This window comes from Roseospira marina (assembly GCF_014197855.1).
Classification (GTDB): domain Bacteria; phylum Pseudomonadota; class Alphaproteobacteria; order Rhodospirillales; family Rhodospirillaceae; genus Rhodospira; species Rhodospira marina.
Map to the genome: position 1 here is coordinate 416,973 of NZ_JACIGJ010000003.1, position 15,266 is coordinate 432,238.

A 15,266-nucleotide genomic window follows, 5' to 3' on the forward strand; every position below is an offset into this window, starting at 1 on the left:
TGAGGCCGTTGCCACAGGTCGTCCGCCCAGCGTCCACCACTGGGGCGGGCCACGCCGTAGCCGACCAAACCGCCCGCACCACGTTTCCGGGCGGCCTCTTGCTTCCGGTCGGGTCCGCGCGCTGCGATACACCGGCCAGAAGCCAGAGAGGGGTATGCGAAGGGATGCGTGCCGTTCATGACACCGGCCCCTCCGCGAAGGCGGCGAGCACGGCTGCCACGCGCGCCTTTGTCACGGTCTCCTCCCCATCGCGCCGGGCCGCCTGTTCGGCGGCGTCGCGCAGCCGCTTGGCCGCCGAAATGCGGACCAGCACCGGCCGCGCCTCGACCGCCGCATCCAGCAGCGCCTTGGCGTCGGTATCCCAGGGCAGTTCCCGATGCAGGCGCGACGGGGTCGCGTCCACTGCATCCAGGTCGGTGCCCAGGGGGAGGATGTTAAACAGAGCGTCGAACAGGCTGTTGCAGACCTCCTGCACGAGGTAGGTCGCACCGGCGTAGCCCATGAACGGCGTGCCGGTGTGCCGGCGCACGATGGCGCCCGGGAACGACGCGGGAATGTACTGCGCCCGCCCCCCGGCCTCGGCCAGGTAGCTGCGCTCGTTGTGACTGCCGAACACGATCAAGGGCGGGTTCGCATGCAGCGCCTGCCGGATCGCGGCGTTGTCGGTCTTCACGCCGGGCCGCCGCGAAAAGGCGAACTGGCACGGCAGACCCATTTCGGTCTCCAGGAACTGCCGCACGCCGCGGGCGTAGGTCTCCGTCGCCGCGATGCCAAAGCTGGCGGTGCCGAAGAAGTCCTGGGTGACGGAGCGCCACAGGTCCCACACCGGCTTGATGGTCGTGTGCTTCTCACCCTCGATGAACGGCTCGGGGTCGAGCCCCAGCACCTCGCCCAGCGCCCGCAGGAACCGGGTGGTCGAGTGCAGGCCGATCGGCGCGTGCAGCCAGGGCCGGTCCAACGCCTCGCACAGGGCCTGCCCCAGTTCGCGGTACAGGCAGACATTGGCGTCGGCATCGACCAGACGGCTCACTTTGGACAGATGGCTGCCGAGCGGGAACACCATGTTGACCTCGGCGCCGATGCCCTCGATCAGGCGGCGCACCTCGGCCAGATCCGACCACGTGTTGAACATACCGTGGATCGGGCCGACGATGTTGACGCGCGGCTTCGCCCCTTCGGCGCGCGGCGTCGGCTTCGGCATCCGACCCTTGGTCAGGCCGTATTCCTTCCACAGCCACGTCAAGGCGCGGTCGGCGGACTGCCACTGGTCCTCGTCGATGGTGCGTGGCAGGAAGCGGCGGATGCCGGTGCCTTCCGGAGTCACGCCCCCGCCGATCATCTCGGCGATCGAGCCGGTCACGACGACAGACGGCAGCGTCGGGTCGAGCGACGCGTGCGCCCGCGCCATCGCGGCCTCGGTGCCGGTCTGGCCCAGCTCTTCCTCGCCCAGGCCGGTCACCACCACGGGCAGTTCGTGCGGCGGCAGGGCGTCGGTGTAATGCAGCACCGCGGTCACCGGCAGGTTCTCGCAGCCCACCGGGCCATCGACGATGACCTGGAGGCCCCGGATGGCGGTGAAGGCATAGACGGCGCCCCAGTAGCCGCCGGCACGGTCGTGGTCGAGTACGTACATCAGACGCCCCTCCCCCGATCCGCGCCCAATGCCGGCGCTCTGTCCCAGATGCCCGCCGAGGCCCCGGTGCCCACGCCCTCGAAGAAGGCGCGCATGGTGTCGAAGCGGTCCTTGTTGCCGGCGGCGGCGTTGATGACCTGCGCCAGCGACCCCGCGCCGGCGGCGCCCATCAGCGGCCGCGCGGAGATCAGATTGGTGAAGTAGAGGGCCGGGATGGCCTTTTGCTTGGCGTGCTGCACGACCGGCGTGGTGCCGATGGCGACGTCCGGCTGCACCTCGTCGACGGCCTGGATGTCGCGCTCCAGCGGCGAGCGGAACGAGACGGTCACACCCTTGGCCTTCAGCCAGGCCTCGTCCTCGCGGTTCCAGGGCGTGCGCGGGCAGGCGGTGCCGACGTAGGGCACCTCGGCGCCGCTTTCGATCAGCAACCGGGCGACCAGCAGCTCCGAGCCCTCGTAGCCGGAGACCACCACGCGATGGCGGATCGGCGTGGCGTCGAGCGCGCCCCGAATGGCGGGCAGCACGGTCGCCTTGGCGGCGTCCACGGTCGCGGCGGCGATCCCGCAAGCGTCGCCAATGGCGTCCAGCCACGCGGCGGTGCCTTCGACGCCCACCGGCGCAGAGCCCACCACGGTGCGGCCCGCCTTTTCGAACTCGCGCACGCAGGCGGTGTAGAACGGATGAATGGCGGCGGCGACGGCGCAGTCGAGCGCGGCATACAGCTCGCGCCACTCGCGGGTCGGCACCACCGGCCCGACCGCCAGCCCCAGCGGCGCCAGCATCTGACCCAGAACCACCGGATCGGCCGGGAACATTTCGCCCATCAGGGTCACCGTCGGACGGTCCGCCGGACCGCCGCGCGGCGCCATGACCGGGCCCTGCTCCGCCTCGGCGCGGGCGTAGGCCAGCATCGCGCCGGCCAGCACGTCCTTGGCCTCGGCATGGGTCGGCACCCCGAAGCCCGGGACGTCGATGCCGATTATGCGCACACCGTTGATGGTCTTCGGCAGCAGCCGCAGCGGCACACCGGAGGCCGACGGCACGCACAGGTTCGTGACCACGATGGCGTCGAGCTTGTCCGGATCGGCCAGATCCTCGACCGCCTGCTTGATGTCCTCGAACAGCTTGCCGGTGACCAGCGTCTCGGAGTCGAACGGCACATAGCCGAGCGGCCGGCGGGCGCCGTAGAAATGCCCCGTGAAGCTCAGACCGTACACACAACAGGCCGAGCCGCTGAGGATCGTCGCCGTGCGGCGCATGCGCAGGCCGACGCGCACCGACCCGAAGGCCGGGCACATGGTCTGCGGCCGATCATGCGGACCGGTCGGATAGGTCGCCGCCAGCTCCTGCAGCACCGGGTTGCCCTCGGCGTCCTGAAGCGCCCGTGTCTTTTCGTCCGCGCCGGCGTGGCATCCCGCCACGTCCGCGTCGGGCCGCGCCGCCGCGACCTCACGGCCGCCCACGGCGGACGAGTCATCGGCCACGCACACGCCCTCTGGGGCGTCGGCGGCGCGATCGTCATCGCGGGTGACAGTGAGATCGGTCATCGGGTCAGCGCCTCGCCTTTCCGGGTTCAACAGGGCTCACAGGGTGTCGTAGACAACTTCGAGCGACGCGCGCTCGATCACCTTCCCGCCGCGCATGTCGGCGGGTGTCGCGGGGTCGAGGACCACGTCGCGGCCTACGTCCTCGCTCTTGAACAGATTCAGCAGTTCGTCCTGGGTCAACGCGGTCGGCAGAACCGGCGGCGCCTCTGCCACGTTGGTGGCGAGGGAGGCAAACAGCGGCCCCCACCGGCCGTCCGGCTTGCCCACGATCTGATAGGCCGCGCTCTTGCGGCGAATGTCCTCGTCGGCCGGGATGGCGGCCAGCACCGGAATGCCGGCCGCGGCGGCGAACGCCTGGGCCTCACCGGTGTCGTCGTCCTTGTTGACGACCATGCCGGCCACGCCGACGTTGCCGCCCAGCTTGCGGAAGTACTGCACCGCCGAGCAGACGTTGTTGACGACGTACAGCGACTGCAGGTCGTTGGAGCCGACGACGATGACCTTCTGACACATGTCGCGGGCGATCGGCAGGCCGAAGCCACCGCACACCACGTCACCCAGGAAGTCGAGCAGGACGTAGTCGAAATCCCACTCGTGGAAGCCCAGCTTTTCCAGGATCTCGAAGCCGTGGATGATGCCACGGCCACCGCAGCCGCGCCCGACCTCGGGTCCGCCCAGCTCCATGGCGTAGACACCATCGCGCTTGAAGCAGACGTCGCCGATCGCCACGTCCTCGCCGGCCTGCTTCTTGCGGGCGGAGGTCTCGATGATGGTGGGCGTGGCGCGACCGCCGAACAGCAGCGAGGTCGTGTCGCTCTTCGGATCACAGCCGATCAGCAGGACGCGGCGGCCCTGGCTGGCCATCATGTAGGACAGGTTGGCGAGCGTGAAGCTCTTGCCGATCCCGCCCTTGCCGTAAACGGCAATGATCTGCGTCTGTCGCGTGGCGCCCTGGGTGTCCACGAAGGTCATGCGCGGGCTCTCCAATCCAGAATCATCTTCAAGCACGACGGATCACCGAAAGCGGCGCGGTAGGCCTGATCGGCCCGATCAACCGTCTCGCGGTGGGTAATCAGGCCGTCCAAGGACAAACGACCCGCATCGATCAAGGCGGACACCGCCTCCAGGTCCCCGGGGCGCCACTGCGCCGCCACCCGCATCCGAACCTCGCGCAGGAACGCCGGCACGAAATCGAACGCCAGGGACCCCTCGTAGAACCCGGCCAGGACGATCTCGCCGCCCGGGGCCAACCGACCAATCAGCGAGTCGAGGATCGCCCCGTCGCCGCTGACGTCGCACATCACGCCGTAGTCGCGCCGGTCGTCGTCGGCCGGATCGACCACGCTGTACCCCAGGGCGCCCGACGCGCGCTCCGGGTTACGCTCCCACACCACCGGCGCCGGGCCACCCATCGCCACCGTCAGGCGGGCGATCAGCCGGCCCAGGACCCCATGGCCCACGACCAACTCGGGCAAGGGCGCGCCCTCGACCGGCACCAACGCATGCCGCGCCGTCGCGGCCAGGGCCAGGAGCACGGCGCGCTCTTCCAGCGACTCCGCCACCGGCAGAACGCGCGAGCCGGGCACCACGACCCGCGCGGCGGCCCCGCCGAACAGCCCCCGAACAGGGCCGTAGCACTTGGCGCCGGGCACAAACACGCGGTCCCCCTCGTGGCGCCCGGACGCCGGGCCGGCCACCACAATGCGGCCGACCGATTCGTAGCCAGGGACCAGCGGATACCCCATCCCCGGGAACGGCGGCATGCGCCCCGTCCACAGCAGGCGTTCCGTGCCGGTGCTGATTCCGCTCCACTCGACGTCAACCACCACGTCCTCGTCCGCAGGCGGATCAAGGTCGAGCCGGGTCAGCGACAGGCGCTCCGGTTGCTCGATGACGATGGCGTCGGTCTGCATGGAACCTCGCGGCGACTGGCCCACGGTGCTTCGTCAAAGCGGTGGTTGAGAAGTGTCAGTCTAGCTTGACGAAGCAGATTGTCAATCACGACTTACATGAAAATGACCAAAAGGTCATGTCGTATCTGCAACAACATCGGGCGCGTCCTTCGGAAACCCTATGGGACGCGCCACCATCAGGCGTGTCAGCAGAGGTTGATGGGTGCGCGGCGTTTCGATCGCCCCGAACCCGGCCTCCTCCAAAAGCGCCGTCAAACGCTCCACCGTCCGCGCGCGTCCGCTGCCCATGGCGAGGAGATAAAACCCAAAGTAGGCACCGCCGATCGGCTCCGCCCCTCGAGTCCCCGCCATCGGCTCCGCAACCACGAGTCGGCCGTTCGGCGCGATGGCCCGGCGCGCCGCCCGCAGGAGCGCCCGGACCACGTCGTCGTCGTGGTCGTGCAGCACCCGCACCAGCGAGATCACGTCGGCTCCCTCCGGCAGCGGATCGCGACAGAAATCGCCCCCCACCGCCGTTACACGGTCCGCCAGCCCCTCGGCCGCCAGACGTACCCGCGCCCGGGCCGCCACGGCCGGCAGATCAAACACCGTCACCCGCGCCCGGCGCGCCCGACGGGCCACGGCGGTCGCGAACGCACCCTCCCCGCCGCCGACATCCAACCACCGCGCCGCGCCCTTCGGCGGGTAGGCGGTCAGGATCTCGTCTGCGATCAGGCCCTGGGTCGCCGCCATCAGCGCGGAGTACCCGGCCACCTGCGCGTCGTCGGCCTCCGCCGGAGTCGCCGCGCAGGCATAAGCCCAGTAGCGCGCCATCTCCGTCTCGCCGGCTTCGCCCTTCAGCAGCGCCACCGGATCCCGCAGGTCGGCGTACAGCAGAGCGTGATGCTCGATCAGCGAGGCCACCGCCGGGCTGCCCAGCAGCGCCATGCCCAACTCATCCAGCCCGTGCCGGCCGCGCGAACGCGGCATGGTCAGGCCGAGTGCATCGGTCGCGTCGAGCAGCCGTCGGGTCGCGTCCTCCGTCAGCCCCAATCGTTCGGCCAGCGGCGCGGTTGCCAACGGCCCGTCGGCCAGGGTCTCGCACAGACGCAGCCGTACGGCGGCCAGAAGGACCTGCGAGTAGACGAACCCGGCGCACAGATCGAACAACTGACGCGCGGTGCGACGCGCCAGGATCCGGATCACCGGCAGCCGGCCGACCCGGCGCGGAAACCAGGGCCGGAGCCAGAACCAGTCCCGGGCCGCAAGCAAACGGTCACGCATCGTGTGGGATCGCCGGTCCTCGGTCTTCGATCGCATCGCGATCGCGCCGGACGCCGCATACGCCGAGGCGGCCGCGCCGACCGGCGGGCCGCCCGGGGATCCCGGGGACACCGGTCGGGGCCGCCCGATCACATCACGCTGCCTGTCGCGCGAGGTTCTTAGGCAGGAAGCGGCCGGTCTCCTCCAGAATCGCGGCGCGCAGCGGATCGCGGCCCGGGCACTCCGGAATCGAATCGACCGCCGCCGTAATGAGCCGCTTCAGGCGCGCCACGGCCCCTTCGACGCCCAGTTCGGCCACGGCATTGGGACGGCCGTTGGCGGCGTCCTGGCCGACCGGCTTGCCCAGCTTCTCGGGATCCGCCGCGATGTCACGCAGGTCGTCGGCGATCTGGTAGCCCTCGCCCAGGGCTTCGCCCAGCACCCGCCATTGCGCGTTGTCGTAGCCGGCGGCCGCAGCCCCCGCCTCGGTGGCGGCGGCGAACAGGGCACCGGTCTTGGCGCGCTGGTATTCCACCAGATCGATCGTCGGCTCGCTCTCCCACGCCTGACCGGCGCAGATTCCGTTGGGCGAGCCCACGGCCTCGCTGTAGATCTCAATCAGCCGCACCAGCCGCTCCGGCGCGCCGACCACACCCTTGGCCAGCACCTGGAAGGCCATGACGATCATGGCATCGCCGGCCAGCACGGCCAGCGGCTCGTTGAACGCCTTATGAATGGTGGGCTTGCCGCGCCGCGTATCGGCGTTGTCGAAGGTCGGCAGGTCGTCGTGCACGAGCGAGGCGCAATGCAGCAGCTCGATGGCCGCCGCCGCCGAGTCGGCCGCCGTCGGCATGTCGTCGCCGCAGGCCATCGCAACGGACAGGCAGAGCTTGGGACGGATCCGCTGCCCGCCCGGGAACACGGCGTGGCGCAGGGCCTGCATCAGCAGGGGCGGTCCCGAGGGCGACTCCCCCCGGGCCAACGCGGTTTCCAGAGCGGATTCGATACGGTCCATCGCTCCCATGACGACGCCTCCCAAAGGACTGTCCGACCCCTTCCGGGCATCGCGGGCAAACCGACCCGGCGCCCCGCCCGGCGGACGGTAGTGTAAAGACTTGTTGTCACCCCAATGTGTCATCTAGAGTGGACACACCGACACGGGAGTGTCAACGGCCAGTTTTGTTCGGCGCCGAAAAGACCTGGGGCGCGCCGGTAGGGGGATTCCTTATCCATGACCGACTCGCATGCGGTGATCGTGGGCGCCGGAATCGGCGGCCTCGCGACCGCCATTGACCTCGCCGCGCAAGGCGTGCGCGTGACCGTTCTGGAGGCCTCCGACCAGCCCGGCGGCAAGATGCGCGAGGTTCCCGCCGGCCCCGCCCGGATGGATGGCGGCCCGACCGTCTTCACCATGCGTTGGGTGTTCGACGAGCTGCTTGACCGCGCCGGCGCCGGCACCCTGGACGATCTGGTCACCCTGCGCCCGCTGCACGTGCTGGCCCGGCATGCCTGGGACGGGCCCAAGGCCGCCACCGAGCGCTTCGACCTGTTCGCCGACATTCGCCGGACCGAGGACGCCATCGGCGCCCTATCCGGCCGCGCCGAGGTGGAGCGGTTCCGCGACTTCCGCGCCGAGGCCGAGCAAATCTACCTCACCCTGCGCGACACCTTCATCCGCAACAGTCAGACCTCCATGCCCGGTCTGGTGCGCCGGGGCGGCGTGGGCAAGATGTCGCGCATCCAGCCGTTCAGCACCCTGTGGGACGCGCTCGGCAAGCACTTCCGCGATCCGCGCCTGCAACAGCTCTTCGGCCGCTACGCCACCTACGTCGGCGGCTCGCCGTTTCAGGCACCGGCCACATTGATGTTGGTCGCCCATGTCGAGTTGGAGGGGGTGTGGAGTGTCGACGGCGGCATGCATGCCCTCGCCCGCGCCCTGGCCGGCCTAGCCGAACGCAAAGGAGCGACGCTGTCGTACGGCCGCGCGGTCTCCTCCATCGACGTCGAGGGCGGACGCGCCCGGGCGGTGCGGCTGGAGGATGGCGAGCGCATCACGGCCGACGCCGTCGTGTTCAACGGAGACGTCAACGCCCTCGCCCTCGGTAAGCTGGGCAGCGCGGTCCGTTCGGTCGTCCCCGTCCTTCCGCCCGCCGCGCGCTCCCTGTCCGCCGTGACGTGGTGCCTGAACGCCGAAACGGACGGCTTCCCGCTGACCCGCCACACGGTGTTCTTCGGCAAGAACTACCCCGGCGAGTTTCACGATATCTTTAAGCGCCGCCGCCTGCCGGCGGATCCCACCGTCTACATCTGCGCACAGGACCGCCTGGACGACCCCAACCCCGACGCCCCGGCGCCGGACGGCCCGGAGCGCCTATTGTGCCTTGTCAACGCCCCCGCCGACGGCGATACCCGCTCGCCCGCGCTCGACCCTTCGGAGATCCAGGCATGTCAGGACCGTACCTTCGCCCTGCTGACGCGGTGTGGCCTGCGTGTGACCGCGGATCCCGCCAACACCACCGTCACGACGCCGCGGGACTTCGCGCGCCTGTTCCCGGGCACCGGCGGGGGGCTGTACGGACGGGCCTCGCATGGCTGGCAAGCCTCGTTCAGCCGGCCGGGCGCGCAGACACGTCTGCCCGGCCTCTACCTCGCGGGCGGCAGCGTCCATCCGGGACCGGGAGTGCCGATGGCCGCCCTGTCGGGCCGGCAGGCCGCCATGAGCGTGCTGAAGGACCTCACTTCGACCAGCCGGTCCCGCCGGGCGGCTACGCGTGGTGGTACCTCGACGGGCTGAGCCACGACGGCCGCCACGCCATCACGATCATCGCGATGCTCGGGAGCGTGTTCTCGCCGTATTACGCCTGGGCGGGACGACGCGACCCGCTGAACCATTGCACCATGAACGTGGCCCTGTACGGCCCCGGTGGCCGCTGGGCCATGACGGAACGCGGCCGGCGCGCGGTCCATCGCGACCCGACGCACCTCGTCATCGGTCCCAGTTCCATGCGCTGGGACGGCGAGACCCTGACGGTGGACATTCAAGAGCGCGGGGCCCCCCTGCCCCGCCCGATCCGGGGTACGGTGCGGCTGACGCCCCGGGCCGTGACCTCGCAGGCGTTTCCGCTCGACCCGCGCGAGCATCACCGCTGGTGGCCGATCGCGCCGCACGCGGAGATCGAGGTGGACATGCAGGAGCCCGGCCAGTCCTGGCACGGCGCCGGCTATTGGGATTCCAACTGGGGCACGGAAAGCCTGGAGGACGGTTTCCACACCTGGACGTGGTCGCGCGCCCCGCTGCCGGACGGCGGCGCCGCCATCCTGTACGATATGAACCCGCGCCACGGGCCGGGCGCGCCGCTGGCGCTGCGCTTTCCGCCGGGCGGGGAAGCCGAGCCGTTCGAGGCCCCGCCCAAGGCGCTGCTGCCGCGCACCCGTGTCTTCCGCATCGCGCGCGAGACCCGGTGCGACGCCGGCCATGTCGCCAGTGTCGCCCGCACGGTGGAGGACACACCGTTTTACGGTCGCTCCATCCTCAACACCCATCTGCTGGGCACGCCGGTTCGCGCCATGCATGAAAGCATCTGCCTGGACTGCTTCAAGCGCACCATCGTGCGCCTGATGCTGCCGTTCCGCATGCCGCGCATCACCTGGGGGGGCCCGGGGGGCAGCGCGGGGGGCGGCACGGGCAGCACGGGCGGCAGTCCGGGTTAAGTCAAACGCGGGGGACGGCACGCAGGCGATTCAGCGTGGACCGGTGTCGCCCCTCGCCACCCCGACCAGCCAGCGCCGGAGGACGGCCTGCTCGCCGGGGGAGCATCCAGCGACCAGATCCCCCTCCAGCGCATAAACGCGGGCCTTCGCCTCGGACAGCACCGCGCGGCCAGCCTCGGTCACGGCGATGTGCTGTTTTCGCCCGTGGACGGCGTGGGGCTTTCGAACAATCAAGCCCGCCTTTTCCAGATTGCCGACAATCGTGCTCATGGTCTGGGGCGTCAACAGGGCGAGCCGCGCCAGATCGGCGCTGGCGTGTTCGGGATAGGCGTCGAGCATGGTCAGCGCCGCGAACTGCGGTTGCGTAAGCGCCACGTCCCGCAGGGCCGCCTCGACCCGATAGCGGTAAACGTTGGCCGCCTGCCGCAGCAGATACCCCAGGTACCCGTCCGGTCCCCGTTTTCCCTGGCCCGCATCGGGCACCCCGGACGCCTCGGAGGGCTTGCTCATTGTCAGAACTCTGATAATGTTGTCAGTGCTCTTATATTATCAGGCTAGCGAGGAGTGTCCACAATGCCGTCCGCCCCACCGGCCCCCGCCGTAACCCTGTCCTACCGCCAGTTCGAAACGATCGCGCCCGACGGGGTGGCCGCCCTGCTCGCCATGGGAAAGGCGGTCGATGACTCGGGGCTTGAGAAACCCCTCACCGAACTCGTGAAGCTCCGCGTCTCCCAGATCACCGGCTGCGCCTTCTGCACCGAGTTGCATGTGCGCGTCGCCCGGCGCGTCGGCGTTGAGGCCTCGAAGCTGGATCTGCTGGCCGCGTGGCGCGATGCGCCCGTCTACACCGCGCGCGAACGGGCGGCGCTCTCCTGGGCCGAGCACGTTACCGCCGCCCCGACCGCACCGCCGCCGCACACCGTGCACGCGGCGCTGGCCGCCGCGTTCGAGGAGCATGAGATCGTACACCTCACGCTCACCGTCGCGACCATCAACGCCTGGAACCGCATTGCCGGGGCGCTTCATTTCCCGCCGACGGTCCAGCCTTAGACATGCCCGCCTTAGACCGGACGGTGTGCTCCGGCGGCCCTTGAGGCGCGACCGGTCCTACGCCTCCGGCTCCGGCATCTTGTCCGCCGCCCAGGTCGCCCGCACCATGGCCAGCACCATCTCGACGGTGTCCGCCGGCACGGCGTCGCTGCGGCCTTCCTCGCAGGCGTCGTAGTGGAACAGGTAGAGGCGGGCCGCGAACTGCTCGAACGGCAGGGAGGACTCGCCGAACCGCTCCCCGTTGCCGTCGGTGGAGACGATCACGCCGTGGCCCCAGTCCTGGCCGCCGTCGTAATTCGGGTTGAAGAAGAACACCCGCATGTCCCCCTGCGGCCCCAAACCCACCCGCAGGATGGAAATGGCGTGCCAGCCGATGAACCGCCCCAGGCTGTCCGTCACCGCGATGCCGGCGGGCTGCGGGTGCGTCACCGGCTTGTTGCCGTTGTAGAGCGGGTGATAGAGGCCGTGGAACAGGCGCACGAACCGGTCCGCGCTGTCCGCCAGATGGCCGGTCGCCAGATCCACGACCAAAGCCGTGTCCTGGCCGACCCACCAGCCGTGCATGGCGCTGTTCACCCAAGCGTGCGGATCACCGGCGCGGCCGGCGCAAAGGCGGCCCATCTCGATGTAGATGCGGTCCAGGTGCGGCACCAGCACGACGGACACCGGGTCGACGTCGATGGGCGGCGTCGGGGCGAGCCCGGCCGCCAGCGTGGACGACGACAGCCGCCCGCCCTCGAACACCATCACGATATCATCGTCGCGCGCCGCCCGGGTCAGCAGGTGCAGCAGGTAGTCCGGCGCCGCCAGCGCCCACATGGACAGCGCCCGCGCCGCCTGACAGGTCGGGTTGTTGCCCTGCCCGATGCCCAGGGGTTGGCCCAGCACACTGATGGTGCCGGCCAGCAGAAGGGTCGCGGCCGGCTGCCGGTCGCCGAACGCCGCCGCCAGGGTCCGCTCGACGGTGGCGCTGGGCTTCAGGCCGATATGCCCCCACAGCGCCGGGGCGATGGCCGGATCGAACAGCAGCCCCCGCTCCAGCAGCAGCGCCAGCCCGTACACGGCCTGCGTGGTGTCCGGGGTGATGGCGGTGTCGATCAGGCTGTAGACCAAGCTGGCGTAGCAGGAAAACGCCTCGGTCCCGGTGCTGCTCAGGCCCAGGGCCTGCCCCACCAGATCGCCGCGTTCCAGCGCGGTGGAGTGACGCAGAAAGACCGGGTGATAGGGCGACACCAACCCGGTGTCGTGCATGGCGCGGGCAAAGGCCCGGGCCTCCTGCTGAAGGGAACTGTCGTCCAGAACGGCCAGACGGTCCTTGTAGACATCAAGGCCCGGGTCCTCGCGACAGCCGGCGGTGGGCCCGAACAGCGCGCTGACCAGGCGTGCCGCGCCCAGTCCGACGCCGCCGGGACTGATATCCGGATCATGCAGGCAGGCGGCAATGCGCGTGACCATCACCTTGACGTCGTCGACCATGATCGGTCGTTGAGCCAGGATGCGCTCGATCTCCGTGCTCAGCCGGGCGAGGATTTCCCCGTAGCCGATGTAGTCGGCCACGAAGCCGACCACGTGCCGGGTGGCGGTGGTGATGACCTCCTTGCCGCGCTCGGCCTCGCCCGGCGGCCCGAACAGGCGGTTCAGGTTCAACGCCAGCAACTGCGAGAGAAAATGCTGGGCCTGCTCCGACGACAGACGCGGGTGAAACAGCTCCCGCTGGGCCACGGCCAGCAGACGCAACTCGCTCAGCAGTTCCAGGGTCACGGTGGGGCGATCGCCATGCGCCAGCGTGCCCGTTGCCAGCGACGGCTGAAGGATCTCCGGATGATCCCAATCCGTGCCCATGAACACGCCGGAGGCCTCGATCTGGGCCGCGCGCGCGTATAGGGCCGCCGCCCCCCCGGGGCGTGCCAGCAGACGCCCGGATATGTCCAGCAGCGGACCACGCGCGGTCAGTTTGGCAAAGGCGGATGTCTGTTCAAGGCGCGTCAGGGCACGGTCCACCATCCCCCCCAGCCGGTCCACCTCCGCTGCGGCGGCGTCGGTCCCTCCGGCGTTCTCGGGAACGGCGGCGGTCGGATCAGACATACGGACACTCCTCGGGGCGGACGGACACGCCAGGGAACGGCATCTCCCGGCACCGTTCCCCTGCACGTCGGTTTGGGCGGGCTATGAGCGGACCCTAGACATAGAAGTCCAGCTCTTCCTGACGCTTCAGCAGGTCGCGCATCGTGCCCGGATCGTCGCCAACGAAATAGACCAGCCCCCAATGGGTGCCGAACGCGGTGCGCTTGGTGACCTTGCTTTCGAGCGGCGCGGTCAACTCGTGGGATTCGAAATAAGGATGGTTCTCGGTTTCCTCCGGAATGGCAAGGTCCGAGACCACACGTTGCCGCGGGTAGACCCCGAAACAGCCCGCGTAGCCGGTCGCGTCCACCACCTCTTCCGGGAAGAAGGCGGCCACCTCCTCATCCGTGGATTTCGGATCGAAACAGACGATAAGACCCTGATAGGCGTTGAACCCGTAGGCGCGCTCCAGAAGCTCGAAGACCTTGAACCCCGGCGGCCGATACGCGACCTCGCCGAAGTACATGGTGCCGTCGCTGGTGACGAAATACTCCGGGTGGATGAAGCCGTTCTCGATGTCGAACGTCTTGATCAGCTTCTCGATCTCCTGCTCCACGCGCGGACGCCAAGCCTCCAGCTCCGGCGAGGCCGGCACGAACACCGAATAGCCCAGCGTGACGTATTCCGAGATGTTGAGGAACTGGACCTTGCCGTTGTGGATCCAGGCCTCGACGGCGAACTCCCAGCCGTCGAGATGGCTTTCCATCAGCACCGGGAACTCGTCGTCGGGAATGGCGTCGATGTCGTCGGCGGTGCGCACCACGCGGTGGCCGAGGCAGCCGGCCTTGTCGAACGCCTTGATGTGGATCGGATCGTTGGGGTCGCCGTCCAGCTTCAGCAGGGTCTGGTTCACCCGCTTCAGGAACCGGATGATGTCGCCCCGGTCGTGGGCTTCCTCGAAAATACCGACGCGGATGCCGCCCAACTGGGCGCGCCGCTTCATCAGCGCCTTGTCGCGGAACAGGATGGCCTGCCCGTGCAGGCGTGGGTTGCCCTGGATCACGGCGTTGATGGCCCCGGCCCATTCCACCGTTTCCTCGAACAGCGGGATGGCGGCGTCCACGCCCATCGCCTTGAGTTTCTCGGCGATCTCCATGGAGCGGTCGTTCAGGCGTTCGAAGTTCCACGGCACGTAGGGAATGCCGTGCTCCTGGCAGTACGGTTCGGCCCAGTCGGGCGCGACGACCACATAGCGTCGGTCAAAGCGTTCCGCGGCATCGATCGCGCCCAGGGACCACCCCAGCAGGGCGACGTAACCTTTTTCGGGATTCTTATCGGCCATGGATTGCAGGTCTCCAATGTCTGGGAGGGAACGAATCGGGTGGGAGTGGCCGGCACGGCCTGACTCTAAGGCCGCCGGCGCCATGAAAAGGGGCGGGCTTCGGCCCGCGCGGCATCCAGCGGGCCGGCTCCAGCCGCGCAACGGGGGCTCGGCGCACGCGAACGCGGTGACAACCCAGAAGAAGCCCATGAGAGCGAACGCATGGGACACCGACTCAGAACGCGGTGTCACGAGGCCCCGGTGGTGTGTGGCGTGGGGGCTTCGAACCTCCCACGGTCGGGGCTGAAGGTGTCGCCCCTGCGGCGTCCGGCTTCGGAGGACGCGTCAGACCCTGGCCGCGCGATTCTGCGCGAGAACGGCCGGGGCGGGACCGGGCAGGATTCGGCAAGGGGAATTGATATGGGGTCTCACAGCCCTTGCATCCAGGCAACAAGCCTCGCAGAGCCACCCCACCCGGGTCAAGCCCCCGCCCCGAATGTGCCAGGGCTATCGCATTTGGCCGATGATGGTTCTGGCGAATTCGTTGGTCCATCCGCAGCGCTTGCGTTTGCGGCGGATGGAGATGCCGGGGCGGGCGCGCCGGAGGACGTTGAGGGCGAGTTTGCGCAGGATGGCGAGGTTTTCGGGGCCGTGATCCTTGCGGTTTCGAGCGCGGTCTTCGTCGAAGGTCATGTCGAGCACCCAGTGCAAGCCGTTCTCGATCGACCAATGGGATCGAGCGGCGGCCAGATAAGCCTCGGGCGTCAGCTCCCGGGAAGAGACGT

13 protein-coding genes are annotated in these 15,266 nt (G+C 69.3%); 3 read left to right on the forward strand and 10 right to left on the reverse strand.

Features of this window, described 5'->3' with window-relative positions; genetic code table 11:
* Window positions 1-175: 175 nt before the first annotated feature.
* From bchZ to GGD82_RS06330, 6 genes are all read right to left on the reverse strand, one after another.
* A complete protein-coding gene (gene bchZ, locus GGD82_RS06305; protein WP_150062254.1) occupies window positions 176-1,633 on the reverse strand; it encodes a chlorophyllide a reductase subunit Z in 1,458 nt (485 codons plus the stop codon).
* On the reverse strand, window positions 1,633-3,180 hold the full coding sequence (gene bchY, locus GGD82_RS06310) for a chlorophyllide a reductase subunit Y (protein ID WP_150062253.1): 1,548 nt from the start codon (window positions 3,178-3,180) through the stop codon (window positions 1,633-1,635). Before bchY ends, bchZ begins: the two co-directional genes overlap by 1 nt.
* Window positions 3,181-3,216: 36 nt before the next feature.
* Window positions 3,217-4,152: a chlorophyllide a reductase iron protein subunit X gene (locus tag GGD82_RS06315; protein WP_150062252.1), complete on the reverse strand. Its 936-nt coding sequence runs from the start codon at window positions 4,150-4,152 to the stop codon at window positions 3,217-3,219.
* Complete coding sequence (bchC, locus tag GGD82_RS06320; RefSeq protein WP_150062251.1) at window positions 4,149-5,093, reverse strand: chlorophyll synthesis pathway protein BchC; 945 nt, start codon at window positions 5,091-5,093, stop codon at window positions 4,149-4,151. Before bchC ends, GGD82_RS06315 begins: the two co-directional genes overlap by 4 nt.
* Window positions 5,094-5,207: 114 nt before the next feature.
* The gene (locus GGD82_RS06325; protein WP_150062250.1) at window positions 5,208-6,356 is read right to left on the reverse strand and encodes a methyltransferase; all 1,149 of its coding nucleotides are present in this window, start codon (window positions 6,354-6,356) and stop codon (window positions 5,208-5,210) included.
* Between the two features lie 133 nt (window positions 6,357-6,489).
* Window positions 6,490-7,359, reverse strand: a complete 870-nt coding sequence (locus GGD82_RS06330) for a polyprenyl synthetase family protein (protein ID WP_150062249.1) — start codon at window positions 7,357-7,359, stop codon at window positions 6,490-6,492.
* Between the two features lie 207 nt (window positions 7,360-7,566).
* Between GGD82_RS06330 and crtD the strand changes: the two genes are divergently transcribed.
* Together crtD and GGD82_RS06340 are read left to right on the forward strand one after the other, a co-directional pair.
* Window positions 7,567-9,129, forward strand: coding sequence for a 1-hydroxycarotenoid 3,4-desaturase CrtD (crtD, locus tag GGD82_RS06335; RefSeq protein ID WP_150062248.1), 1,563 nt, complete (start codon window positions 7,567-7,569; stop codon window positions 9,127-9,129).
* A 35-nt stretch (window positions 9,130-9,164) separates the two neighbouring features.
* Complete coding sequence (locus GGD82_RS06340) at window positions 9,165-10,046, forward strand: carotenoid 1,2-hydratase family protein (protein ID WP_211364759.1); 882 nt, start codon at window positions 9,165-9,167, stop codon at window positions 10,044-10,046.
* Between the two features lie 30 nt (window positions 10,047-10,076).
* Here GGD82_RS06340 and GGD82_RS06345 read toward each other — a convergent pair whose 3' ends face one another.
* The gene (locus GGD82_RS06345) at window positions 10,077-10,556 is read right to left on the reverse strand and encodes a MarR family winged helix-turn-helix transcriptional regulator (RefSeq protein WP_150062247.1); all 480 of its coding nucleotides are present in this window, start codon (window positions 10,554-10,556) and stop codon (window positions 10,077-10,079) included.
* Window positions 10,557-10,619: 63 nt separating this feature from the next.
* Here GGD82_RS06345 and GGD82_RS06350 point away from each other — a divergent pair, with 63 nt between their 5' ends.
* Window positions 10,620-11,096: a carboxymuconolactone decarboxylase family protein gene (locus tag GGD82_RS06350; RefSeq protein ID WP_150062246.1), complete on the forward strand. Its 477-nt coding sequence runs from the start codon at window positions 10,620-10,622 to the stop codon at window positions 11,094-11,096.
* Between the two features lie 57 nt (window positions 11,097-11,153).
* On the opposite strand, the gene GGD82_RS06355 is transcribed toward GGD82_RS06350, so the two are convergent.
* The 3 genes from GGD82_RS06355 to GGD82_RS06365 form a co-directional block, all read right to left on the reverse strand.
* Window positions 11,154-13,181: a hypothetical protein gene (locus tag GGD82_RS06355; protein WP_246163852.1), complete on the reverse strand. Its 2,028-nt coding sequence runs from the start codon at window positions 13,179-13,181 to the stop codon at window positions 11,154-11,156.
* 94 nt (window positions 13,182-13,275) lie between these two features.
* Window positions 13,276-14,502, reverse strand: a complete 1,227-nt coding sequence (locus GGD82_RS06360; protein ID WP_150062245.1) for an ATP-grasp domain-containing protein — start codon at window positions 14,500-14,502, stop codon at window positions 13,276-13,278.
* A gap of 486 nt (window positions 14,503-14,988) precedes the next feature.
* Window positions 14,989-15,266: ISAs1 family transposase (locus GGD82_RS06365; RefSeq protein WP_184013236.1), on the reverse strand; the 278-nt coding region annotated here is incomplete at its 5' end.